The organism is Pantoea vagans (assembly GCF_001506165.1).
GTDB lineage: Bacteria > Pseudomonadota > Gammaproteobacteria > Enterobacterales > Enterobacteriaceae > Pantoea > Pantoea vagans_C.
This window is the reverse complement of the sequence record NZ_CP011427.1, coordinates 1,280,910-1,307,050: the sequence shown is the minus strand read 5'-3', so window position 1 is coordinate 1,307,050 and position 26,141 is coordinate 1,280,910. Positions and strand designations below refer to the sequence as shown.

Sequence of the window (26,141 nt, the reverse complement as noted above, 5' to 3'; positions counted from 1 at the left end):
AACACCGGCATTTCAGACGGGGATAATGATTTCGTCCCCTGCCCTACGTTCTATCAATAAGCGCCGTCGCGTTTTAATACGACACCCACGGTCTTAAACAGAATCGCAATGTCATTCCACAGCGACCAGTTTTTGACATACCACGAATCGAAATAGACGCGCGTTTCATAGTCAACGTCGTTACGACCACTGACCTGCCACAATCCCGTCATGCCTGGTTTCGCCATCAGGTAATAATCAACATCACCGGCATAACGACAGAGTTCGTCTTCAATCACGGGACGTGGGCCCACCAGGCTCATGTCGCCACGCACCACATTCCACAGCTGCGGCAGCTCATCCAGACTGGTTTTACGGATGAAGTGGCCAACTTTGGTAATACGCGGGTCGTTTTTCAGTTTGAAATCTTTATCCCACTCCGCACGTGCGACCGGGTCGGTACGAAGTACTTCTTCCAACACCTCTTTCGAGTTGATGACCATCGAGCGGAATTTAAGGCATTTGAACTTGCGACCGTTCAGACCAACACGTTCATGACCGTAAATCGGTGGGCCGCCATCGCGTCCGACCATAAAACCGAGAACCAGCAGCGCCGGCGACAGCGCAATGATGATGCCGAGTGCACCTACAATGTCGAAAGCCCGTTTCAGGAAGCGCGACGTGCGTTTCGCCAGATTGTTATTCACGCGCAGAATCATCACTTCATGACTAAAGATGTAAGCCATATCGGTACCGTACAGCGGTACGCCGCGTAATGTTGGAATCACAGAGACGGAGCGGCAGTTATGCATGGCCAGCATTTTCAGCCAGTTGTCACGGTGCTGACTCTGTTCAAACTCCACTGCCACAATGAACTGCGTCTCACTGTGGGTCAGCTGCCATAGCTCTTGCTCGTTATGCAGTACCGGCACACCGGAGATGCTGGCCTGCGGGCAGCTGCCGTCAACGTCGAAAAAGGCAATCACATCAAAACCCATCACCTCTTCACTTTGCAGTGCCTGCCAGGCTTCCTGGGCATTACGGCTGCTGCCGATGATGATGGTTTGTTTTTTCCACATGCCAAAGTGGTTAAGCACGCGTTTTGAAATAGCACGGGCAATCGGAATCAAAATCAACGCCAGAATCCAGGTAATAACCCAAACAAAGCGTGACATCTGCCATTGCGATAACGCCGAAATTGACAAATCGATGACAGAGAAAATAAGAATGGTACGAAAGATCTCTTTCAACTCGAACCAGAACGGCTTGCGATAGGTATAATGACGCAGGCGGACCCAGAACCAGCCGGTACAAATAACCGAAAGACAGACGTGGGTGGCAATTTTTAAATTCAGGTATTTTTCAGAAATATCTGCCAGTGGAGAGTTAGTGAACGAATTAATCAACGCCAGTGCAATAAACAATGCCGCGTTGAAACAAATTAAATCCGAGCACGCCAGTAAAATTTTTGTGAGGAGACTTTTATATGTAATTTCTTTATCGCGCATATTTAACTCTTTTATTTTATTTCCTTAATCCCTAACGCCTCTGCCCTGTGTAATAAATGAGCGATATATCTACTGCAATCAGTGAGGCAATCTGCGGCGAACTCTCCGGTATTACGCCAATTCTCTATTTAGTAAAGCCAAAGAATTGTAATAAATACCAACAGATTAGTCTGACTTCCCTTGCCACAACCCCAGACATATTCTGAACAAAGAAAAGCACTTCGGGAACGCTACCGCCCTTGGCTGTCGCTGCCAATACCGCTACCAAGACATCTATTTTCATCGCACGCAGTCAGATTATTCTTAGCCGGAAACAGGCTTATCCTGTGCACGATCACAATTCACAACATTAAGAAGCTAAACAGCGCGCTATTAACAACATCGGCGCAGACATTTACTAACACGTTGCTATACTAGTTATTACTGGCTTGTTTACAAGTAGGCCCCGTGTTCCCTGCACTATTTTAGGAAAAAGACTACCAGCCATAAGTATTGATGCCATCCCTTTCAGCCCTTTCCTGCATAAAATTCAGATTAATTCGATACTCAGCTTCAGAGCGCTTCGCATTAAAAACGTACGCCTGGATGCGTGAGTCGCAATTAATAGTGACAATCACCTTGCTGAGATGTTTATCCATACTTTCATCTTATCGGTGAATTGTGACGACTAAGATTATGCCTAATCCTCAAGTCAACCCGATGGTGCGGGCGTTAATGCCTGTTTGTACCTTGTGGGTCGATTTACTATCATCAGACAAAACGCATTTTCAGACATTCAGGTGATGAAAGCATGATGGAGTGGATCCTTGATCCTTCGCTCTGGGCAGGATTAGTGACGCTAATCGTTCTTGAGCTGGTGTTGGGTATTGATAACCTGGTTTTCATTGCTATTTTGGTGGAAAAATTACCGCCGACACTGCGCGACCGCGCCCGAGTGGTCGGCCTGCTGCTGGCGTTACTGCTGCGGCTGGTGCTGCTGGCCTCCCTTTCGTGGCTGGTGACACTCACCCAACCGCTGTTTTCCCTGTGGCAACATAATTTCAGCGCACGCGATCTCCTGCTGCTCTCCGGTGGTCTGTTTCTTCTTTATAAAGCCACCACCGAACTCAACAGTCGCCTGGAAGGCGGTGATGAGGAGAATGGTCAAAGTAAGAACGGTGCTAAATTCTGGCCAGTGATAGCGCAAATTGTGGTGCTGGATGCCATCTTCTCGCTGGATGCGGTGATTACCGCCGTGGGCATGGTAAATGAGCTGCCAGTGATGATGGCGGCGGTGACGGTGGCGATCTTGCTGATGCTGCTGGCCAGCAAGCCGCTGACGCGCTTTGTCAACAACCACCCTACCATTGTGATCCTCTGCCTTAGCTTCCTGTTGATGATTGGCTTCAGCCTGGTGGCCGAAGGATTAGGCTTTATTATTCCTAAGGGCTATCTGTATGCGGCCATTGGCTTCTCGATTCTGATTGAGATGTTTAATCAGCTGGCGCTGTTTAATCGTCGCCGCTTTCTCACCGCCGGGCGCCCGCTGCGTCAGCGCACTTCTGAAGCGGTGCTGCGTATTCTGCGTGGCGAAGCGCAACGGGCTGAACTGGATGCCGACACCGCCTCATTACTGAGCGATCACCAAGAAGGCGAGCTATTTAATCGCCAGGAACGCCGCATGATTGCGCGCGTATTGGGATTAGGCCAACGCCATATCAGCAGCATCATGACATCGCGCCACGATATTGAGCATATCGACCTGAGTGAAGATCCTGCGGCCATCATGGCGAAGCTGGACAGCAATCAGCATACGCGCATTCTGGTGACGGAACGGGGGCAGGATCCACTCGGCGTGGTGCACGTCATTGATCTGCTGCATCAGTCTTTACACAGCAACCAGCTGGATTTGCGCGCGCTGATACGCCAGCCGCTGATTTTCCCTGAACGATTGACGTTATTGCAGGCGCTGGAGCAGTTCCGCCACGCCAGAACCCACTTCGCCTTTGTAGTGGATGAGTTCGGTTCCGTGGAAGGGGTGGTGACGCTGAGCGATCTGATGGAGACCATTGCGGGCAATCTGCCCAATGAAGGCGAAGAGATTGATGCACGCTATGACATTCAACCGCTCCCGCACGGAGGTTGGGTGGCTAACGGTCATATCCCGCTGGAGGATTTAGCCGCCTATGTGCGTCTGCCGCTGGATGAAAAAGGCAATTACCATACGCTGGCGGGTTTCCTGATGGACAGTTTGCAGCATGTGCCTGAAGAGGGTGAAGAGTTGCAGGTGGGAGATTATTTGTTAAGAACGTTGCAGGTCGAAAATCATCGGGTGCAGAAGGTGGAGATTGTGCCAGGTCCAGATACCGCGCAATAAATTGCGCCGCTACGGTACGAGCATCATTTGTGTAGCGGCGCGATTTATCGCGCGGTAGTGCACAATTTCGTAGGGTGCGCATTTATGCGCACCAGGTATTACGGCTGTTTCGCTGGCTGCTGGCGGTCAAGCCACTCGTTCAAACGCGACTTCGCTTCGCTCTGCAACTGCTGACGCACCACATCGTCCACTGGCAATGAATACTGCAAATTATTCCAGCCGCCGTACATACGCAGCGGAATGGTTTGCGAGTTCAACAGACCGGCCAGCTTGTCGTCACCTTTCCAGCCGCGCAGCATCATATTAATGGTCACGTCGAGTTGTTGGTTCACGACATCAATACTGCCCTTGGTCTGCACCGCCAGTCGGCTACTGCCACCCTGCAGGTCCGGCATGACAATTTTCCCCTGCTGCAAGCTAATACGTCCGCTCAGTTGCTGAATGCCCTGATCGTCCGGTTCATCATTACTCACGCGATTGCTGACGCGCGACACTGCGCGGCGCACCATCTGCTGCAAATTCAACTGCGACAGTTGCAGGTTGGTGGCTTCCATTTCCGCACTGCCCTGCCAGTTACGTTTGGCTTCCTCCACGCTTAAGCCCGCGCCACTGAGATTGCCCTTCATTGAGACCGTGCCTTGCAGGCTCTCAGGTAACTCTAAGGCTTTCATCAGCGGTGCTATGCTGATGTTCTCAATTTCTGGCTGTAACGCGACCTGCGTCACCGGTTGGCGAATATCCACTGAGCCAGGCAAAGAGAAATGACCGTCGCCGATTTTGCCCTGCAGCTTACTCAGCGTCATCAGACCTTCCTGATTGCTGGCATCAATTTGCAGGTTCGTCAGCGTCAGCCCACGCCATACGCCGCTGTCCGCATTGAGACTCAGAGTCAGATCCATCAAATTCAGCGGGGAATCCGCATTTTCCCGGTTGCGCGGCTCGGCAATAACCGGCGTGCGGATCACGCTGGCGTGCTGCGCCGTGCTGTTATCGCTGGCTGGCGCGCTGGCCATCAGGTTGTCGAGATTTAATGTGGTGGCATGCAGCGCCAGGTTAAGCTGTTGTGGCAGGGTTAAGCGCCCTTCTGCCGAACCATCCAGCGTGCTGTCGTTGGCCGTCAGTTGCATCTTCTGCATTGAAAACTGCTGCTTATCACCGTTCCATTCTCCCTGCCCGCTCAGCGTACCTTTGATGCCCTGCGGTGGCAGATTGGCGCCATCCAGCGTGTAATCCAGCTCATCTAGCTGGCCCACTAACCGATGTGGATACTGCGCCACATTCATCTGGCCTTTGAGATTGACGCTGACGTTACGCTGATTACGCGAAATACGCGTGGCAAGTTCAATGCTGGCGTTCTTGCTGGCATCCTGATCGAGATTCAGATTGAGATTGCGGAAGTTGTACTCTTCACCGCCCGGTTGCTGCCAGATGAGCAGACTGTCGGCGACGCGAAGTTTTGCGATATCAAATGACCAACCATTTGTGCCCGTACTCACCGGTTCCGCGTCACGCGGGCCCACCGGAGACCCACTGATTTTTTGCGGAGCACTATCCGGCGTGGCACGAATCACGGCATTCTTCAGCATCACCTGGCTTACGCTCAACTGATGTGACAACAGCGGCCAGAGGTTCACATCCAGCCGCATGTTTTCTGCGGTGACCATCGGCTGGCTGGCGCCCGGTGCGGTCAGGCTCATGCGTCCGGCGAGGATACTGAGTTGCGGCCAGACGTGCCAGCGCAGATCGCCGCTTACTTCAAGCTGATAACCGCTGCGCTGCTGTACCTGTTGCACCATATAGGTACGAAAGTCGTTGGGATTGACCAGCAACACCAGTGCCGTCATGCCCGCGACCACCACCACTAACAGGATGGCCAGCGTCGTTATCAGTCTCTTCATAATCCCTCAGTTACCGTGTTACTTCGAACTGCAGCAGCCTTGGCTGCGCACTATCAGTCTTTGTCGATACGGCTCGCGTCTGCGCCCTGCTGACCACGATATTTTGCATCTTCGCGGCGGTTATACGGACGTGCAGCCGGGCCAGACAGCGGCTCAAAGCTCAAAGCACCAATCAACATGCCTGGACGTAATGCCAGGGGGAGCTTACCGGAGTTGTAGAACTCGAGGACGATGCGCCCCTGCCAGCCGGGATCGATACGGTGCGCGGTGACATGCACCATCAGGCCCAGACGAGCCAGTGAAGAACGTCCATCCAGCCAGCCCACTAAGTCATCTGGAATCGTCACCGACTCCAGCGTGACCGCCAGCGCCAACTCACCGGGGTGCAAGAAGAAGGCTTCGCCTTCCGGCAGCACGATTTCGTCGCTCATCACACGATCCAAAGCCGCACTGACTTCGTGTTTTGGACCACTCAAATCGATAAAGGGTGCCGTATGACCACTAAAGGTACGGAACTGGTTGCCAAGGCGCACATCCACGGTGGCACCATTAATGCGTTCCAAGGGTGGGCGTGGTTCAATGGCTAATTTACCGTTGTCGAGCCACGCTTCAATATCGCGATCGCACAATCTCATCGCTGGTACTCCATGATTTAAGTGTAGCGAAAGGTCACCACTGTTGTGACAACCTTAGCGCGTCACGTCCATATCCGGACAGAGTGAATTAAAGATACTGGTTGATTTTTGCCTTGAGGATATCGATGGCGATGCGGTTTTTCCCGCCGCGCGGCACGATAATGTCAGCGTACTGCTTCGAAGGCTCAATAAATTGCAGGAACATCGGACGCACGGTTTTCTGGTACTGGCTCATGACCGAGTCCATCGAGCGACCGCGCTCATTGACGTCACGCTTCATACGGCGCATCAGGCAGATATCCAGCGGCGTATCCACGAAAATCGAGAAGTTCATCTCCTGACGCAGGCGCGAATCCGTTAGCAGCAGGATCCCTTCAAGGATAATGACTTTTTTCGGTTTGAGGTGAATGCAGTCGCTGGTGCGGGTATGTTCAACATAGCTGTAAACCGGCAACTCAATGTCCTGCCCTGCCTTTAAAGCACGCAAGTGCTGCAACAGCAGGTCGTGATCCATCGCGCTCGGATGGTCATAGTTGGTTTTCACCCTCTCTTCCATGGTGAGGTGGCTCTGATCTTTATAGTAGGCATCTTCGGGGATGACACCGATATGCTCGTCACCGACCTGGTCACGGATTTCACGATAGAGCGTGCTGGCAATAAGACTTTTTCCGGATGCGGATGCACCTGCAATGCCAACGATCACGCACTGATGAGACTTGTCAGTCATACTTTTTTAAGACCTGATAACTGGAGCCAATTGGAGCCGAAACGACAATGGGCCGATTGAGAGGGTTAGTTGGCGGCAATTATAGGTATTTCACCGGTTTGATGCCAGAGAAATGGACCCAAGGCTTTTCAGAATATCCCCTTTTGCAGCCAGACAGATAATCGATACACTGTTCATCTGCCTGTGCTCTGTCCAGCGCAGGTTGACCGAACGTAGCCACAAGGAAATGTATGAGCTGGAAAACCCTGACCTATTTTGGTGACAGCATGCTGTTGATCCCCACTGCGGTGATCATCGCGCTGATACTGCCCTGGAAAAGCGACAACCGCCAAACCGTGTGGTATTGGCTGCTGGCCTTTGGTCTGGCGGGTTTGCTGGTCAGCATCTCAAAAATCCTGTTTCTCGGCTTTGGCATTGGTAGCGCCAGATTTAACTTCACCGGTTTCAGCGGACACAGTGCCATGTCAGCGACACTCTGGCCGGTGATGATGTGGCTGGTCTCCGGCCGCTTCCCTGCTTTTTGGCGTACCGTCACCATTGGTGTGGGATATCTTATCCCGATGATGGTGGGCTTCTCGCGCCTGGTCATCCATGCTCACTCCTTTAGCGAAGTGTTAACCGGCCTGATGCTGGGCTTCACCTTGAGCAGCGCCTTCCTGGTCACTCAACGCCGCACCGCGCTAAAAGGGTTTAGTCTGGCGCAAGTGTGTGTGGCGTTATTAGTGCCGGTGGTATTAATGGGCCATGGCCGCGTTGCCACCACGCAGCAATTTCTCGAACGTTTTTCCGCCAATCTCGCCGGTTTAGAAAAGCCCTTCACCCGCGCGGATCTTTACCGCCAGTAACCGGGTTCACAAGGGCCAGTCAATCGTTTGAATAGCGACTAAATTTGATTTCTGCGCAGACATCTTATGCAGATGTGCTAGCATGCAAAGCAGAGATTGAATGGCGCATTTTTCGTCGTATAACGGATGCGCGAAGCTGGATTCGTGCATGACCCTTGAGATATTGACCTCACAGGATAGACCGCAAAGAAATTGGCTCAACGCCTTATTGCTGGGTGCTTTAGCCTTTTTGCTGACGTTGTTTTGTCTGGAACTGATTGTCGTCAGTGGGCGTATTTCCCCGCTCTGGTATTCCACGGCTTTAATGACCGTGGTGGTGTTTCGTGCTCCCTCCAAACGTGTTCCCTTACTGCTGCTGAGCTGTGTCATTGGCACGTCATTAGCTAACTTGCTGGTGATTGGCCCCGCGTTCAGCAACCTTAAATTTGCCATTTTAAACATGGTACAGGCTATTCTCGCCGGCCTGATGCTGCGCGCACTGCTTGACCGCAAAGCCCCGCTGAACTCTCTGCTGGACTGGGTGCGTTTTGCCTTATGCGCGGGCTTGATCGCCCCGCTGATCGGGGGAGTGCTGGCGCTGTGGATGCTGCACGTGGGTCATAAAGCCTCTTTGCCGTTCTTTTCCACCTGGGTGATTTCAGAAATCATCGGCGTGCTGGCATTTGGCCCCGTACTGCTTCTGTGGCCCAATAAGCCGCTACGCCAACTGATTACCCCCGGCCGCCAGTTGGAAACCTTACTGACGCTGATCTTCACGCTTTTCGCCAGCTATCTTTCACTGCGTTTCCTGCCGTGGCCCTTTACCTTTATTGTCGTGATCCTGTTCTGGTGCGCAGTGCGATTGCCGAAATTCGAGGCATTCCTGCTGTTCTTCCTGAATGCCAGTTTTATCTCTATTCTGCTGGCTTTTGGCTGGGTGAACCTGGTACAAACGGGTTTATTGCTCGGCCAGGTCAGCACCTGGTTACCTTTCTTGCTGGTGCTGCTGCCCAGCCATGTCATGGCGCTGGTGATGGATGCCTTCCAGCGTGAAAAACACCATATCAGCGAAAGTGAAACCCGCTTCCGTAACGCCATGGAATATTCGGCGATTGGTATGGCGTTGGTGTCGCCCAGCGGCGGCTGGCAGCAGGTCAACCAATCATTGTGTCAAACACTGGGCTATCCCGCTGACGAGTTAAAGAAACTGACGTTCCAGCAAATCACCCATCCCGATGACCTTAATATCGACTTACAACAGTTAGAGCGGCTCGTGGCGGGAGAAATCCTGACCTACACCATGGAGAAGCGCTATTTCCGCCGGGATGGGGAGATTGTCTGGGCGCGGTTAACGGTTTCGATGGTCAGTGACGCCAATTCACAACCGCTCTATTTCATCGCCCAGATCATCGATATTTCGGAACTGAAACAGAGTGAGCAAGTTAATCGGCGCTTGATGGAACGCATCACGCTGGCCAACGAAGCGGGCGGAATTGGCGTGTGGGAATGGAATCTGCTTAATGGCGAAATGCTGTGGGACAAGCGCATGTATGAGTTGTTCGCGCTAGGCCCCCATCAGACCCCGACTTACGACCTTTGGTTGCATTTGTTGGAACCCGCCGAGCGTGAATCTGCTGCTCTGACTGTCCAGCAGGCGATTGAGCGCCGTACAGCGTTTCATCTGGAGTATCGCGTGAACCTGCCTACTGGTCCGCGTTTTATCCGCACCGAGGCCAACCGTATTCTGAGCCAGGATGGGCAGATAGAGCGCATGCTTGGCATCTGTCAGGACATCACCTCGTTGCGCGCGTTGAATGAAGCGCTGTTCCAGGAAAAAGAGCGCATGGCGATCACCCTGGATTCGATTGGTGAAGCGGTAATCAGCACCGATGATGAAATGCGCGTAACCTTTATGAACCCGGTGGCCGAAACCCTGAGTGGCTGGACGCAGAGTAAAGCGGCGGGCATCCCGATTACCGATCTGTTGAATATCACGCGTGGGGTACAGGGACCGCGCGTGGAGAATCTGCTGCTTTGCACCCTACCCGATGAAAAAACCTCGCCTGACCTGGAAGAGGAACTGGTGCTGCACACGCCGGATGGCGCACAGGTAGAAATCCACTACAGCATCACCCCGCTGAAAACCCTGACCGGTGCCAGCATTGGCGCGGTGATGGTTATCCAGGATGTCAGTGAATCGCGCAGAATGATGAAGCGCCTGAGTTACAGCGCGTCACACGATATGCTCACCCGTCTGCCAAACCGCCACAGCTTCGAACAACAGCTCAAGCGGCTGGTAAATGATGCCGCAGCGAATAAAAACCAGCACGTGTTGGTGTTTATCGATCTGGATAAGTTTAAAGCTGTCAACGACAGCGCCGGGCACGCCGCGGGAGATGCCTTGCTGCGCGAACTGGCAGACCTGATGCAGAAGTATTTGCGCAGCAGCGATGTTCTGGCGCGTCTCGGTGGCGATGAGTTTGGTGTGTTACTGCCTAACAGCGATGTCGATCAGATGCGCGATGTGGTGCAACGCATTGTTTCTGCCGTCAATGACTTCACCTTTATCTGGCATGAACAGCCTTATCACGTGGGTGCCAGCGCCGGTGTGACGCAGATTGATCAGCACAACTGCATCAGTAATGTGGTGATGTCGCAGGCCGATGTCGCCTGCTATAGCGCAAAACACGCGGGACGTGGTCAGTATCACGTTTACCAGGAAGTGCAGATGTAATCACCACCTGCTTATTGCCAGCCCGCGCTGGCTGCGCTAAAGTCGCCCCCTTTTTTTCTGGCATGGGGGATCATTATGTTTATCGGATTCGATTACGGCACGGCCAATTGTTCTATCGCAGTGAGCGATAACGGCACACCGCGCCTGCTGACACTGGAGAAGGGTCAGCGCCTGCTTCCCTCCATGATTTGCGCGCCCACGCGCGAAGCGATCAGCGAATGGCTGCATCGTCATCATCAGGTGCCGACACCGGACAGTGAAGGCACGGCGCTGTTGCAACGCGCGCTGCGTTTCAACCGTGAAGAAGATATCGAGGTCACGCCGGGTAGCGTGCAGTTCGGCATCACCGCACTGCAACAATATATGGTTGACCCTGAAGACGTGTGGTTTGTGAAATCACCAAAGTCCTTCCTTGGTGCCAACGGTCTCAAGCCGCAGCAAATTGCTTTCTTTGAGGATTTGGTGTGCGCCATGATGCTGCACATCCGCCAGCAGGGTGAAACCCAGCTTGACCGCCCGATTGAGCAGGCGGTGATTGGTCGCCCGATTAACTTCCAGGGCTTAGGTGGCGAAGACGCCAACCAGCAGGCACAGGGGATTTTGCTGCGTGCCGCGAAACGTGCGGGCTTCCGTGACGTTGAATTCCAGTTTGAACCGGTGGCTGCAGGGCTGGATTTTGAAGCCACGCTGGAGAAAGAGACACGCGTGCTGGTGGTCGACATCGGCGGCGGTACCACAGACTGCTCGATGCTGTTGATGGGACCAGAATGGCGCAATAAAACCGATCGTCGTGAGAGTTTATTAGGTCACAGCGGCTGCCGCGTAGGCGGAAACGATCTGGATATTATCCTGGCGTTCAAAACCCTGATGCCGCTGCTGGGTCTAGGCGGCAATACGCAAAAAGGCACCGCCCTGCCCGCGCTCCCTTGGTGGAATGCGGTGGCGATTAACGATGTTCCGGCACAGAGCGATTTTTATTCAGCGGCAAGCGGCAAACTGTTGCGCGACCTGATTCGTGATGCCGAAGAAGCGGATAAAGTGGCACACCTGCTTAAGGTATGGCAGCAGAAGCTGAGCTATCGTTTAGTGCGTGCAGCGGAAGAGAGCAAAATCGCCCTGTCTGAACAGAATGAGACCGATGCGTCGCTGGCGTTTATTGCGCAATCTTTGCAGGCTGAAATCAGCGCTGCACAGTTGGAAGAAGCCATCAATCAGCCGCTGGAGCGTATTCTGGAGCAGGTTCATCTGGCTCTGGCGACATGCGAAACCAAACCTGAAGTGATTTATCTGACAGGCGGCAGCGCGCGTTCTCCGGTGCTGCGAGCGGCACTGCAACAGGCGCTTCCGGATACACCTATTGCCGGTGGCGATGATTTTGGATCGGTCACCGCCGGTCTGGCGCGCTGGGCCGAGGTGATGTTCGGTTAATAAGTTCCGGTGCGCATCAATGCGCCCCTACGATAACCGCGCAGGTTCGTTGTAGGGGCGCCATTCATGGCGACCCGTCATAAAAAAGGCGGCCCACCTGGCCGCCATTTTTGTTTGCATCCGCGAATCAGAAATTAATATTCGCTGCGATGCCGCCAACAAAGGCGTCTTTCACTTCACTGACGGCACCCGGTGCCACCACATACTGCAGGTTAGGACGCAGTTGCAGCCATTTGGTCAGCTGAGCGTTGTAGTAAATCTCGTAGTTGTACTCTGAGCCATCCTGGATCGGCAGATAGGTTGGGCTATTGAAGTCCGTTTCGCCGTTGGCGTTATTCTGTTCACGCAGCGAGCGGGTATAGGCGCTGTTGACGTGAATACGTGCGGCACCGACACCAATCTCATCCTGGGGACGTGCATCAAACGGCCCTTTCCAGGTAAAGCTGATGGACTGGTAGTTATCCGTTTTCGAGGTTTTGTGGTCATTCATGACGGCCTGAACAGTCACACCCAAGCCACGACTGGCATCGCCACCCTGCGCGGTCAACTGCTGTTGTAACAGCACATAGCCGCCGTAGGCGTGATCCTGGCTCTGGTAAGCCCCGTTGCTCCAGCTGCCGTAGTTATCGCTGTTTGCTGACGAGTAGTAATAACCAATACGGTAATTACCCGGCAGTTTGTCCGCGCCGAAGGTCGGTTTCCAGCCCAGTTCCACTGGCACCATGTTGCCTTCGGAATTGCTGGTGTCGAGGCGGAAACCATCGCCGCGATCATAGTTCGAACTGTTCTGGTTATAGAAGCCGACCTGGAAGAACACTTCAGGCGTGATGTTGATTTTTACGCGACCGCCCCACTGGGAAACCGGCCAGTTGAACCAACGGTCACCTCGCCAGTTACCGGCCTGGCCACTACCAAATGCCAGGTTCTGGAACTTACTGTCAAAGTTATCGAAGTCTTCACCGACGGTAACGCGACCGGCTTTCAGGTCGACCACATCGTTGAATAGACCTTTACGCAACCAGAATTGCGTCAGGCGCCAGGTTTGCCCACGTCCATACACTTCCTGCACGGATGAGAGCATGCCGGTACGACGGTCAGCCACCTGATCGGAGATGTTCTGGCCATTACGGTCGGTAATGGTCATCTGGAACTCGGCATCCTGCCAGTTCAGCAGTTTTTCCAGGTCAAAGTTTGCGCCAAACGCCCACTGGTCGCTGTAACGCATAGAGGTGTTGGTATCCGCGCCACCGCCAAGGTTAGAGGCGCTTTCCATGGTGTAATTGACGTCGAATTTAATCCCGTCATTTTCCAGCTGCGTTCGGTAACCTCCCCAGTCACCAAACATGTACGGTGAGTCAGCGCTGAATGCATCGGCGGCCATCGCAGATGCACTCAGCATCGCAAACATCAGGGTTCCCGCTGCCAGGCGGGGCATATGCTGCACTGCTTTTTTTCTGTTCATGATCATTATTCTTTTGTGAGTTACTGGAAAGGATCGAACAGAGGATAGTGCTGGGGATATGTCAGTTTTTGCAAATATGTGCGTAGTGAAAGATCAGGTGATAGTTAATTAACGCAATTGTGACAATGGTCTATGAATGAATATCTTTTTACAAAAAATGGCATTTTTTGCATGGCAAAAAAAGAAAGATAAGGTGGGGCACCGCAGCGCCCCAGGCTTCTCTAGGCTTTGCTGGCAGTGGCCAGTTCTTCGATTTCTTGCTTACTCAGCTGTAGTTCGGTGGCTTTTACCAGTTCATCAATCTGTTGCAGCGACGTGGCGCTGACAATCGGCGCGGTGATGCTCGGACGCGCGATTTGCCATGCCAGTGCAACCTGAGTGGCCGAGGCGTCATGTGAAGCCGCTACATCTTCCAGCGCTTCAATAATGCGGGAGCCGCGCTCATTGAGATACTTCTCGACAATGCCCTGCCCGCGCTTACTCTTGCTGGCATCAGAGGGCTTTTTGTATTTACCGCTCAGGAAACCGCTGGCAAGCGAGTAATAGTTGATCACGCCCAAACCATTTTTCACCGCCACCTGCTCAAGACCGCTTTCGTACTCCTGACGGTCATAGAGGTTGTATTCTGGTTGCAAGGTTTCGTAGCGTGCCAGTCCCTCTTTCTTACTGATATCCAAGGCTTCCTGCAGACGTTTAGCGTTGTAATTTGAAGCACCAATCGCACGCACCTTGCCTTCCTTGATCAGCGAATCGAAGGCCTTTAAGGTCTCCACCAGCGGCGTATCCTGATCGTCGCGATGCGCCTGATAGAGATCAATGACATCGGTTTGCAGACGGCGCAGCGAATCTTCCACCGCCTGGCGAATGTATGCCGGTTTTAATCCGGTTTTCTCAGGGGACAATTCCATGCCGACTTTGGTGGCCAGCACGATGCTGTCGCGCTTGCCGCTTTTCTTCAGCCATTTACCAATAATGGTTTCGGATTCGCCCCCTTCATTACCCGGTGCCCAGCGCGAGTAGACATCTGCCGTGTCGATAAAGAACAACCCTTTCTCCACCAGCGCATCCAGCAGCGAAAACGAGGTCTTCTCGTCCACTGTCCAGCCAAAAACGTTGCCGCCAAAAGTGAGAAGCGGAACCTGAATACCACTATCGCCAAGCTGACGGGTTTTCTGTTGACTCATTTTGTTCTCCTTATTGAAACGAGACAGGACTGTCTTTGAGCTTAGCAAAGGAAATCGCTGCGCTTATGCGTTTTCCTGCCAAAATGTTTACGTAATATGAATACTTAGCGCGCGCAGGACGATATTCTTAATTCCTTCAATTTTTGCCCGGCACGGGCGACTACAATCATTTCGTTTGCGAAACGGTTATTTTGCTTTCGCATGTGGGGAAAACGAAACCGCTGGAGAGCAACTTAGCCATGAGCAGCCGATTAAAAAAAAGTCTGATAACCGTTGTCGTGATTGCCGCACTGGCCGGCGGATATTACTGGTGGCAGCATCCAGCAGAGCCGAGTAAGCAACCGCAGGCCGAGGGGCAACAGCATCATGGACGCGGCGCAGGCGGTGCGGGACGTCGCCCGTTAGCGCCGGTTCAGGCCTCTGCGGCAACCACTCAGAGCGTGCCCTACTATCTCAGCGGTCTCGGCACCGTTACCGCCGCGAATACCGTCACGGTGCGAAGCCGGGTTGACGGGCAATTGATGGCGCTGCACTTCCAGGAGGGGCAGCAGGTGGTGGCGGGCGCACTGCTGGCGGAGATCGATCCACGACCTTATCAGGTGGCCTTAATCCAGGCGCAGGGCCAGTTAGCAAAAGACCAGGCAACACTCGCCAATGCGCGACGCGATCTCAGCCGCTATGAAAAACTGGCGAAAACCTCCTTAGTCTCGCAGCAGGAACTGGATACTCAGCGTTCGCTGGTGAGTGAAACCCTCGGCACCATTAAGGCCGATGAAGGCAACGTCGCCAGCGCCCAGCTCAATCTCACCTACAGCCGCATCACCGCACCAATTTCCGGTCGTGTCGGGCTGAAACAGGTCGACGTGGGCAACTACATCACCTCTGGCGATACCACCGGTTTGGTGGTGATCACTGAAACGCACCCGATCGACGTGGTCTTTAGCGTCGCCGAAAACAACATCAGCCAGATCCTGAAGGCGCAGAAAAGCGGCCAGCCGTTGATTGTCGAAGCCTGGGATCGCAGCAACAAAACCCTGCTCACCAGCGGCAGCCTGCTCAGTCTGGATAACCAGATTGACGCCACCACCGGCACCATCAAACTCAAAGCCCGCTTCACTAATGAAGATGACACGCTGTTCCCCAACCAGTTTGTCAATGCGCGGCTGAAAGTCGATACGTTGCAGGATGCGGTGGTGATCCCCACTGCAGCCTTGCAGATGAGCAATGACGGGCACTTTGTCTGGGTAGTGAACAGCGAAAACAAAGTGAGTAAAAAACGCGTCACCGCCGGATTACAAGACAGCCAGAAAGTGGTGATCAGTGCCGGATTGGAAGCGGGTGACCGCGTGGTGACGGATGGCCTCGACCGCCTGACGGAAGGGGCAACGGTTGAAGTGGTATCGCCGCAAAGCACCGCCACGCACAGCACCCGCGCGGCCCAGCCTGCCCGTGGAGAGCGTCAATAATGCAGGTGATGCCTCCAGACAGTAGCGGCGGACCCTCTCGCCAGTTTATTCTGCGCCCGGTGGCGACCACGCTATTGATGATCGCCATTCTGCTGGCAGGCGTGCTCGGCTACCGTTTTCTGCCAGTGTCCGCGCTGCCCGAAGTGGATTACCCCACGATTCAGGTGATGACGCTCTATCCGGGTGCCAGCCCGGATGTGGTGACCTCCTCAATCACCGCCCCACTGGAGCGTCAGTTTGGTCAGATGTCGGGGCTGAAACAGATGGCGTCACAAAGCTCCGGTGGCGCTTCCGTGGTGACCCTGCAATTCCAGTTGACGCTCTCCTTGGATGTCGCCGAGCAAGAGGTGCAGGCGGCCATCAACTCCGCCACCAATCTGCTGCCGAGCGATCTGCCAAACCCGCCGGTCTACAGCAAAGTTAACCCCGCCGATCCGCCGATCATGACGCTGGCGGTCACCACCACCAGCATGCCGTTGACGCAAGTGCAGGACATGGTGGAAACCCGCGTGGCACAGAAGATTTCCCAGGTTTCCGGTGTCGGACTGGTGACGTTATCGGGTGGGCAACGCCCAGCGGTACGGGTCAAAATGAACACTCAGGCGCTGGCCGCACTCGGCTTAACCAGTGAAACGGTGCGCACCGCGATTACCAATGCCAACGTCAATTCCGCCAAAGGCAGTCTTGATGGCCCAACGCGCTCGATTACGCTGGCCGCCAATGACCAGATGACCTCGGCAGAGGATTACCGCAAGCTGATCATCAGCTATAACAATGGCGCGCCGGTGCGACTGGGTGATGTCGCCACTATCGAACAGGGTGCGGAAAACAGTTGGTTGGGTGCGTGGGCCAACCGCCAGCCTGCCATTGTGCTCAATGTGCAGCGCCAGCCGGGTGCCAATATCATCGCCACCGCCGACAGTATTCGTGCGCTGCTGCCTTCGCTCACCGCAACGCTACCGAAATCGGTGGATGTGAAACTGCTTACCGACCGCACCACCAACATCCGTGCCTCGGTGGCGGATACCCAGCACGAATTGATGCTGGCGATTGGCCTGGTGGTATTGATCATCTACCTGTTCCTGCGTAACGTCCCCGCCACCATTATTCCGGCGGTGGCGGTGCCGCTGTCGCTGGTGGGCACCTTTGCCGCCATGTACTTCCTCGGGTTCTCGATCAACAACCTGACTTTAATGGCCTTGACCATCGCCACAGGCTTTGTGGTGGATGACGCCATCGTGGTGATCGAGAACATCTCGCGTTATATCGAAAAAGGCGAGAAGCCGATGACGGCAGCCCTCAAAGGCGCAGGCGAAATCGGTTTTACCATCATCTCTCTTACCTTCTCGTTAATCGCGGTGCTGATCCCGCTGCTGTTTATGGGCGATGTGATTGGCCGCCTGTTCCGCGAATTTGCCGTGACGCTTGCGGTGGCGATTCTGATCTCGGCGGTGGTGTCACTGACGCTGACACCGATGATGTGCGCGCGTATGTTGAGTGCCGAATCGCTGCGCAAGCAGAACCGCTTCTCGCGCGCCAGTGAAGCGATGTTTGACCGGGTGATTGCCGGTTATGGTCGCTGGCTGACGCGTGTGTTGCAGCATCCGTGGCTGACCTTATCCGTCGCCTTTGGTACGCTGCTGCTCACGGTGCTGCTGTGGATCGTTATCCCGAAAGGCTTCTTCCCACAGCAGGACAACGGCATTATTCAGGGCACCTTACAGGCACCCCAATCGGTGTCGTACACCAGCATGGCGCAGCGCACCCGTGATGTGGCCTCGGTCATCATGAAAGATCCGGCGGTGCAGAGCCTGACGTCGTTTGTCGGTGTCGATGGCACCAACGCGGCGCTGAACAGCGCGCGCCTGCAGATCAACCTCAAACCACTGAGTGAACGTGACGATCGTATTCCTGCGGTGCAAAAACGGCTGCAACAGGAGATCGATAAGGTGCCCGGCGTCTCACTGTGGCTGCAGCCGGTGCAGGATTTAACCATTGAAACCCAGGCCAGCCGCACGCCCTATCAGTTCACGCTGCAGTCCGGCTCGCTGGAATCGCTGAGCACCTGGGTGCCGAAACTGCTGGCGCAATTAAATACCTTGCCAGAACTGCGCGATGTCAGCAGTGACTGGCAGGATCAAGGGCTCGAAGCCTTTATTCGCGTAGATCGCGACAGCGCCAGCCGCCTCGGCATTACCATGGCGGATGTGGATAACGCGCTGTATAACGCCTTTGGGCAACGTCTGATCTCCACCATTTACACTCAAGCCAACCAGTATCGCGTGGTGTTGGAGCAGAACAGTGAGGCAACGCCGGGGCTGGCCAGTCTCGACGGCATTCGCCTCGCCAGCAGCGGAGGCGGCAGCGTGCCGCTCAGCGCCATTGCGCAGGTTGAGGAGCGTCACGCGGCGTTAAGTATCAATCATCTCGATCAGTTCCCCTCCGCCACTTTCTCGTTTGACGTGGCCGAGGGCTATTCGCTGGGTGAAGCGGTGAAAGCCATCAGCGCAGCGGAAGATGAGGTGGGCATGCCCGCTGAGATGATGACGCAGTTCCAGGGCAGCACGCTGGCCTTTGAAGCCGCGCTTACCAGCACGGTGTGGCTGATTATCGCCGCTGTGGTGGCGATGTATATCGTGCTCGGCGTGCTGTACGAAAGCTTTATTCATCCGATCACCATTCTCTCCACGCTGCCCACCGCGGGCGTTGGCGCGCTGCTGGCGCTGATGTTGAGCGGCAACGAGCTGGATATCATCGCCATCATCGGCATTATCTTGCTGATTGGTATCGTGAAGAAAAACGCCATCATGATGATCGACTTTGCGCTGGCCGCGGAGCGAGAGCAAGGCATGGCACCGCGTGAGGCGATTTATCAGGCGTGTTTACTGCGCTTCCGCCCGATTCTGATGACTACCCTGGCCGCGCTGCTCGGCGCTCTGCCGCTGATGTTGAGCACGGGCGTTGGCGCGGAGTTACGGCGTCCGCTGGGGATTGCCATGGTCGGTGGGCTGGTACTGAGCCAGGTACTGACGCTGTTCACCACGCCGGTGATCTATCTGCTGTTTGATCGTCTGGCTCACGCCACGCGCCGTCGCTTTAAGCGCTCGGAGGCGCAGCCGTGAAGTTCTTCGCGCTGTTTATCCATCGCCCGGTCGCTACCACGCTACTGACGCTGGCGATAGCGCTGGCCGGGATTCTTGGCTTCCGCTTGCTGCCGGTGGCACCGCTGCCGCAACTCGATTTCCCGGTAATCGTTATCACCGCCTCACTGCCCGGTGCGTCACCTGAGACCATGGCCGCTTCAGTGGCTACGCCGCTGGAACGTTCCCTCGGGCGTATTGCCGGGGTCAGTGAGATGACCTCCACCAGCTCGCTCGGCAGTACGCGAGTGATTTTGGTGTTCGACTTCGATCGTGACATCAACGGTGCCGCGCGTGACGTGCAAGCCGCGATTAACGCCGCGCAAAGCCTGCTGCCCACCGGCATGCCGAGCCGCCCAACCTATCGCAAAGCGAACCCGTCCGATGCACCGATCATGATTCTGACGCTGACCTCGGATATTTATAATCCCGGTCAGCTGTATGATTATGCCTCAACACAGCTTGCGCAGAAGCTGTCGCAGATTCAGGGCGTGGGAGATGTTACCGTCGGCGGCAGTTCGCTGCCTGCGGTGCGTGTCGATCTCAATCCTCAGGCATTGTTCAACCAGGGCGTCTCTCTGGATGCAGTGCGTACCGCCATCAGCAACGCCAACCAGCGCCGTCCTCAGGGCGCGATTGATGATGTGCAACAGCGCTGGCAAGTGCGCACTAACGATGAACTGCAAACTGCCAGCGAATACCTACCGTTAGTGGTGCATTACAACAACGGTGCCGCTGTCAGACTCAGCGATGTGGCTAATGTGCAGGACTCGGTACAGGACGTACGCAATGCCGGGATGACTAACGGCAAGCCCGCCATCCTGTTGATTGTGCGTAAGTCGCCAGATGCCAACATCATCGAAACCGTGGATCGTATCCGCAGTGAGATGCCGCTGCTGCATGAGGTGATCCCGACCGCCATCGATCTGCAAATTGCCCAGGACCGCTCCCCCACCATTCGTGCCTCGTTGCAGGAGGTGGAACAGTCATTAATCATCGCGGTGGCGCTGGTGATTCTGGTGGTATTTGTGTTTCTGCGTGACTGGCGCGCCACGCTGATTCCGGCTGCGGCGGTGCCGGTTTCACTGATCGGCACCTTCGCCGCCATGTATTTGTGCGGCTTTAGCCTGAATAATTTGTCACTGATGGCGCTGACCATTGCCACGGGCTTCGTGGTCGATGATGCGATTGTGGTGCTGGAGAACATTGCGCGCCACGTTGAGGCCGGGATGAAGCCGCTGCAAGCCGCGCTCACCGGCGTGCGCGAAGTGGGCTTCACCGTCTTGTCGATGAGTCTGTCGTTGATTGCCGTGTTCCTGCCGCTGCTGATGATTGGCGGCATCATTGGCCGCTTCTTCTCTGAATTTGCTATCACGCTATCAGTGGCGATCCTGATATCACTGTTTATCTCCATTACCCTGACGCCGATGATGTGCGCCTACCTGCTCAAACCCCAGGCGAAACGCAGCCAACCGCGCACGCGTGGGTTTGCGAAGGTGATGTTAAGGGTGCAAAACGGTTACGCGCGCTCACTGGGATGGGTGCTGAATCACGCCATCTGGGTGCTGATGGTGCTGCTGGCCACGGTGGGGCTGACGGTGTGGCTGTTTATCTCGATCCCGAAAACCTTTATGCCCGAACAGGATACCGGTCGTCTTAACGGCTTTATCTCGGCGGATCAGAGCATTTCATTTCAGGCGATGCGCGGCAAATTGCAGGATTTCATGAACATCATCAAGGCCGATCCGGCGGTGGATAATGTCACCGGCTTTACTGGCGGTTCACGCACTAACAGCGGTTCGATGTTCGTCTCGCTGAAGCCGCTGTCAGAGCGCAGCGAAAGCGCACAGGAAGTGATTGCCCGCCTCCGCACCAAGTTGGCGAAGGAACCCGGTGCCAACCTGTATCTCAACGCGGTACAGGATATCCGCATCGGTGGCCGTGAATCCAACGCCAGCTATCAGTACAGCCTGCTGTCGGATAATCTCGCTGATCTGCGGGAATGGGAGCCGAAAATCCGTCAGGCGTTTGCCGCATTGCCTGAGCTGGCAGACGTTAACTCGGATCAACAGGATAACGGCAGCGAAATGGACCTGACCTATGACCGCGAAAGCATGGCGCGCTTAGGCATTGATGTGTCAGCCGCCAACGCGCTGCTCAACAATGCTTTTGGGCAACGTCAGATTTCCACCATCTATCAGCCACTTAACCAGTACAAGGTGGTGATGGAAGTCGATCCGCGCTATATCCAGGATATCAGTGCACTGGATCAGATGTTCGTAATTAACAGTGATGGCAAAGCGATCCCGCTGAGCTGGTTCGCCAAATGGCAGCCAGCCAACGCACCGCTGTCCGTCAATCATCAGGGCTTGTCCGCCGCGTCCACCATCTCATTCAACCTGCCGGAAGGGGTGTCGTTATCTCAGGCGTCTGACGCCATTGATCGCACCGTCACCGCACTCGGCGTGCCTTCCAGCGTGCGAGGCAGCTTTGCCGGTACGGCGCAGGTGTTCCAGCAGTCCCAATCCAACCAGCTTTACCTGATGCTGGCGGCGATTGCAGCGGTGTATATCGTGCTGGGGATTCTGTATGAAAGTTACGTGCATCCGCTGACGATCCTCTCGACCTTGCCCTCGGCGGGCGTCGGGGCGCTGCTGGCGCTGGAGCTGTTTAACACACCTTTCAGCCTGATTGCGTTAATCGGCATTTTGCTGCTGATCGGTATCGTCAAAAAGAACGCCATTATGATGGTGGATTTCGCGCTAGAGGCGCAGCGCAACGGCAATCTTTCCGCGCGTGACGCAATTTTCCAGGCCTGCCAGCTGCGTTTCCGCCCGATTCTGATGACCACGCTGGCCGCGCTGTTTGGCGCATTGCCGTTGGTGCTGACCAGCGGTGATGGCGCGGAGCTGCGCCAACCGCTGGGTATCACCATCGCCGGCGGGCTGGTGATGAGTCAGTTGCTAACGCTGTACACCACGCCGGTGGTGTATCTGATGATGGACAAGCTGAGCCGGCGTAGAAGTAAACGTGTGTTAATCGCTGAGTAATGACCCGTAGCGGCGCAATTTATTGCGCATGTATCAGCCGCACCGCCGCTACAGATAAGCGTGATAAATCACGCCGCTACGATGGATGCGATTGATGAAATTGGTTTAACACAGGAATGGCTATGAACTCGCAAAACGCCACCGTACGCTGGCAACTGTGGATCGTCGCTTTCGGCTTCTTTATGCAGTCGCTGGACACCACCATCGTGAACACCGCGATACCGTCCATGGCGCGCGACCTGAATGTCAGCCCACTGAATATGCATTCGGTGATTGTCTCCTATGTGCTGACGGTGGCCGTGACGCTGCCGATCAGCGGCTGGCTGGCTGACCGCTTTGGTGTGCGTAACATCTTCTTCTGCGCCATCGTGCTGTTCAGTATCGGTTCGGTGCTGTGTGCCTTTTCAACCTCCCTCGACCAGCTGGTGATGGCACGCGTGGTGCAAGGCGTAGGGGGTGCCATGATGGTGCCGGTTGGGCGCTTAACGGTGATGAAAATCGTGCCGCGCGAGCAGTACATGTCGGCCATGACCTTTGTCACCACACCCGGCCAGATCGGTCCCCTGCTCGGCCCAGCACTGGGCGGGATTCTGGTGCAGTACGCCAGCTGGCACTGGATCTTCCTGATTAACATTCCGGTCGGGATTATTGGTGCTATCGCTACCCTGACGCTGATGCCGAACTACACCATGCAAACCAAACGCTTCGATTTCCTCGGCTTTGTGCTGCTGGCGGTGGGCATGGCGACATTGACCCTGGCGCTCGACGGGCAGCGCAGCACCGGTGGATCGCCGCTGCTGCTCGGCGCTCTGATTCTGGTTGGCGTGTTTTCCCTGCTGTTCTATCTGATGCATGGTCGCAACAATGACAATGCGCTGTTTAGCCTCAAGCTGTTTGATAACCGCATCTATTCCATCGGTCTGCTCGGCAGTTTTACCGGCCGTATTGGTAGCGGCATGCTGCCGTTTATGTCCCCGATTTTCCTGCAAGTGGGCCTCGGCTACAGCCCGTTCCATGCGGGTTTAATGATGATCCCGATGGTACTCGGCAACATGGGCACCAAACGCGTGGTGGTGCGTATCGTCAATCTGTTTGGCTATCGTAATGCGTTGGTCGGTGCGACCGTTGCGCTGGCGCTGGTGGTGTTGCTGTTCCCCGCCGTCGCGTTGATGGGCTGGACCTGGGCGCTGCCGTTGGTGCTGCTGCTGTTGGGTATGGTCAATGCTATCCGTTTCTCCTCGATGAACACGCTGACGCTCAAAGAGTTACCAGATGATCTCGCATCAAGCGGCAACAGCCTGTTATCGATGATTATGCAGCTGTCGATGAGTATTGGCGTCACCGTTGCCGGGCTACTGCTCGGTGCATTTGGTCACGGCATCGTGACCGACAGCGCTGCCGCCCATCAAACCTTTATTTACACCTACCTGAGCATGGCCGTGATTATTCTCTTGCCCGCCCTGGTGTTCTGGCGCGTACCGAAAGATGTCAGTAAAAACGTCGACCTCAGAGGCAGGAGAAAAGCATGAAGCAGCCAGTTAAACTGGGCATTGGCGCCAAGCTGTTTATGGCGATTTTTTCCACCTGCATGCTGGTGATCATCACCATGCACTGGGGCGTGCGCCTCAGCTTTGAGCATGGTTTTGTCGATTACATTAAGAAGGGCAACGAGCAGCGCCTGACGCTGCTGAGTGATGCGCTGGCCGATCAGTATGAGCAGCATGGCGACTGGGATTTTCTACGCAACAATGACCGGTTAATTTTCACCATTTTACGCTCGCTGGAACAAAACCCAGGCAGCAGTAACCAGCTGCCGCCGCACGGTTGGCGTACCCAGTTCTGGATCATCGATCAGCAATACAAAGTGCTGTCTGGCCCACGTTCACCGGTTCCGCCGGAGGGCACGCGGCGCAATATCACCACCAGCACCGGTAAAGTGGTGGGTTGGGTGATCGCCTCCCCCGCCGAGCGCCTGACGCGCAGCACCGATATCAACTTTGATCAGCAGCAGCGGCAAACCAGCTGGATGATCGTCGCGCTTACCACGCTGCTGGCCGCACTGGTCACCTGGCTGCTGGCGCGCGGTTTACTGGCACCGGTGAAACGCCTGGTGGACGGCACCCACGAACTGGCCGCAGGGAAATTTACTGCGCGAGTGGAAGTCGGCAGCAGCGATGAGATTGGACAACTGGCGCGTGACTTCAACCAACTGGCGAGTTCGCTGGAGAAGAATGAGAGCAATCGTCGTGCCTTCATGGCGGATATCTCTCACGAATTACGCACGCCACTCGCCATCATGCGCGGTGAACTGGAGGCGATGCAGGATGGTGTGCGTAAAATGACGCCGGAAGCCATTACCTCGCTGCAAAGTGAAGTGGTGGTACTGACGAAACTGGTGGACGATCTGCATCAGCTTGCCCTTTCCGATGCCGGTGCCCTCGCCTACCGCAAGCAGCCGGTGGATGTAGTGAATTTGCTGGAAGTCGTGGCTGGCAGCTTTAGCGAGCGCTATCGCAGCCGTGAGTTGGCCCTCAATCTGGCGCTGCCCCCCAAGGCTGAGAGCTTTGGCGATCCCGATCGCCTGATGCAACTGTTTACCAATCTGCTGGAAAACAGCCTGCGTTATACCGATGCCGGTGGCGAAACACGCATCAGTCTGCAGCAGCAGGATAATTACTGGCAATTACGCTTTGCCGACAGCGCCCCCGGCGTGGATGCCGAACATCAGGCCCAACTTTTTGAACGTTTTTTCCGTGCCGAAAACTCACGCAATCGCGCCAGCGGCGGCTCTGGATTGGGATTGGCTATCTGTAAAAACATTGTTGAAGCACATGGCGGCAGCATTTCTGCGGATCACTCTGATTTAGGTGGACTGCAAATCACGCTAAACTTGCCGTATGTTCCTCACCAGAAATAGCTTATGAGCCCGGATAATAACGATCCCCTGATCCTTGTTGTTGAAGATGAACCCAAACTGGCGCAGCTGATGATTGATTATCTGCAGGCGTCTAACTACCGCACGCACCACATTGCCGATGGCAACGAGGCGCTTAACTATGTCCAGCAATCCCCACCCGATTTGATGCTGCTGGACCTGATGCTGCCGGGTCGTGATGGCTTAACCCTGTGCCGCGAGATACGTCGCTTCTCCGAATTGCCGATCATCATGGTCACCGCGCGTATTGAAGAGATTGATCGCCTGCTCGGGTTGGAGATTGGCGCGGATGACTATATCTGTAAGCCATTCAGCCCGCGTGAGGTGGTGGCACGGGTGAAAACCATTTTGCGCCGCGTGAAGCGTTCGCCGGAGGAAGCGCAGTTAGCCTCGCATCTGCAGATCGATGAAGGTCGCTTTCAGGCCAGCTGGCGCGAGCAGCAGTTGGAGCTGACGCCTGCTGAGTTCCGCCTGTTAAAGACGCTGGCACTGGAACCGGGCAAAGTGTTTTCACGCGAACAGCTGTTGAACCATCTCTATGATGATTACCGCGTGGTCACCGACCGCACCATTGATAGCCACATCAAAAATCTGCGGCGCAAGCTGGAGAGCCTGGATGCCGACCAACCGTTTATTCGCGCGGTGTACGGCATGGGATATCGTTGGGAAGCGGATGTTTGCCGCCTGCTGTAGCCCTTTTCACTGATCCAGATCAATTTACTCAGGGTGCGGGCCCGCCTACAATTCCCCACCTTTTGCAGGGCCGCTTAGCGCGGCCTCTGCACCTGCCATCCGTGATGGCATGCTGACCTGAC

General features: G+C 55.1%; 16 protein-coding genes. 10 read left to right on the top strand and 6 right to left on the bottom strand.

The genetic code is table 11. The features are described from left to right. Positions 1-53 precede the first annotated feature (53 nt). Positions 54-1,487 (bottom strand): undecaprenyl-phosphate galactose phosphotransferase WbaP, encoded by a 1,434-nt coding sequence (wbaP, locus tag LK04_RS06055; RefSeq protein ID WP_039327791.1) that lies wholly within the window; start codon positions 1,485-1,487, stop codon positions 54-56. A 790-nt stretch (positions 1,488-2,277) separates the two neighbouring features. On the opposite strand from wbaP, the gene LK04_RS06050 reads away from it, so the two are divergent. Next, positions 2,278-3,843 carry a TerC family protein gene (locus LK04_RS06050; RefSeq protein WP_039327789.1) on the top strand — a complete coding sequence of 522 codons (1,566 nt, stop codon included), beginning with the start codon at positions 2,278-2,280 and terminating at the stop codon, positions 3,841-3,843. A gap of 98 nt (positions 3,844-3,941) precedes the next feature. Here LK04_RS06050 and asmA read toward each other — a convergent pair whose 3' ends face one another. The 3 genes from asmA to udk all read right to left on the bottom strand — a co-directional run bounded on the left by asmA (position 3,942) and on the right by udk (position 7,103). After that, the gene (gene asmA, locus LK04_RS06045; protein ID WP_039327787.1) at positions 3,942-5,741 is read right to left on the bottom strand and encodes an outer membrane assembly protein AsmA; all 1,800 of its coding nucleotides are present in this window, start codon (positions 5,739-5,741) and stop codon (positions 3,942-3,944) included. Between the two features lie 53 nt (positions 5,742-5,794). Then, a complete protein-coding gene (gene dcd, locus LK04_RS06040) occupies positions 5,795-6,376 on the bottom strand; it encodes a dCTP deaminase (protein ID WP_059109775.1) in 582 nt (193 codons plus the stop codon). A gap of 88 nt (positions 6,377-6,464) precedes the next feature. Beyond that, positions 6,465-7,103, bottom strand: coding sequence for a uridine kinase (gene udk, locus LK04_RS06035; RefSeq protein WP_039333852.1), 639 nt, complete (start codon positions 7,101-7,103; stop codon positions 6,465-6,467). A 230-nt stretch (positions 7,104-7,333) separates the two neighbouring features. Here udk and LK04_RS06030 point away from each other — a divergent pair, with 230 nt between their 5' ends. The 3 genes from LK04_RS06030 (at position 7,334) to yegD (ending at position 12,089) form a co-directional block, all read left to right on the top strand. Next, positions 7,334-7,948, top strand: a complete 615-nt coding sequence (locus tag LK04_RS06030; RefSeq protein ID WP_039333851.1) for a phosphatase PAP2 family protein — start codon at positions 7,334-7,336, stop codon at positions 7,946-7,948. Between the two features lie 148 nt (positions 7,949-8,096). Beyond that, positions 8,097-10,661 (top strand): diguanylate cyclase, encoded by a 2,565-nt coding sequence (locus tag LK04_RS06025; protein ID WP_052206131.1) that lies wholly within the window; start codon positions 8,097-8,099, stop codon positions 10,659-10,661. Between the two features lie 75 nt (positions 10,662-10,736). Further along, positions 10,737-12,089, top strand: a complete 1,353-nt coding sequence (gene yegD / locus LK04_RS06020; protein WP_039333849.1) for a molecular chaperone — start codon at positions 10,737-10,739, stop codon at positions 12,087-12,089. Positions 12,090-12,216: 127 nt separating this feature from the next. Here yegD and LK04_RS06015 read toward each other — a convergent pair whose 3' ends face one another. Both LK04_RS06015 and LK04_RS06010 read right to left on the bottom strand, forming a co-directional pair. Continuing rightward, positions 12,217-13,557 carry a carbohydrate porin gene (locus LK04_RS06015; protein ID WP_039333847.1) on the bottom strand — a complete coding sequence of 447 codons (1,341 nt, stop codon included), beginning with the start codon at positions 13,555-13,557 and terminating at the stop codon, positions 12,217-12,219. Between the two features lie 215 nt (positions 13,558-13,772). Further along, the gene (locus LK04_RS06010; RefSeq protein WP_039333845.1) at positions 13,773-14,735 is read right to left on the bottom strand and encodes an aldo/keto reductase; all 963 of its coding nucleotides are present in this window, start codon (positions 14,733-14,735) and stop codon (positions 13,773-13,775) included. A gap of 239 nt (positions 14,736-14,974) precedes the next feature. On the opposite strand from LK04_RS06010, the gene LK04_RS06005 reads away from it, so the two are divergent. From LK04_RS06005 to baeR, 6 genes are all read left to right on the top strand, one after another. Next, on the top strand, positions 14,975-16,201 hold the full coding sequence (locus tag LK04_RS06005; RefSeq protein ID WP_039333843.1) for an MdtA/MuxA family multidrug efflux RND transporter periplasmic adaptor subunit: 1,227 nt from the start codon (positions 14,975-14,977) through the stop codon (positions 16,199-16,201). Next, on the top strand, positions 16,201-19,323 hold the full coding sequence (locus LK04_RS06000) for an MdtB/MuxB family multidrug efflux RND transporter permease subunit (protein ID WP_039333841.1): 3,123 nt from the start codon (positions 16,201-16,203) through the stop codon (positions 19,321-19,323). The genes LK04_RS06005 and LK04_RS06000 overlap by 1 nt, the downstream gene beginning before the upstream one ends. After that, positions 19,320-22,391, top strand: a complete 3,072-nt coding sequence (gene mdtC / locus LK04_RS05995; RefSeq protein ID WP_039333839.1) for a multidrug efflux RND transporter permease subunit MdtC — start codon at positions 19,320-19,322, stop codon at positions 22,389-22,391. Before LK04_RS06000 ends, mdtC begins: the two co-directional genes overlap by 4 nt. Before the next feature lie 122 nt (positions 22,392-22,513). Further along, positions 22,514-23,920, top strand: a complete 1,407-nt coding sequence (gene mdtD / locus LK04_RS05990) for a multidrug transporter subunit MdtD (RefSeq protein WP_039333837.1) — start codon at positions 22,514-22,516, stop codon at positions 23,918-23,920. Beyond that, positions 23,917-25,308 carry a two-component system sensor histidine kinase BaeS gene (gene baeS / locus LK04_RS05985; RefSeq protein WP_039333835.1) on the top strand — a complete coding sequence of 464 codons (1,392 nt, stop codon included), beginning with the start codon at positions 23,917-23,919 and terminating at the stop codon, positions 25,306-25,308. Before mdtD ends, baeS begins: the two co-directional genes overlap by 4 nt. 3 nt (positions 25,309-25,311) lie before the next feature. Continuing rightward, a complete protein-coding gene (gene baeR, locus LK04_RS05980; RefSeq protein ID WP_039333833.1) occupies positions 25,312-26,019 on the top strand; it encodes a two-component system response regulator BaeR in 708 nt (235 codons plus the stop codon). Positions 26,020-26,141: the final 122 nt, after the last annotated feature.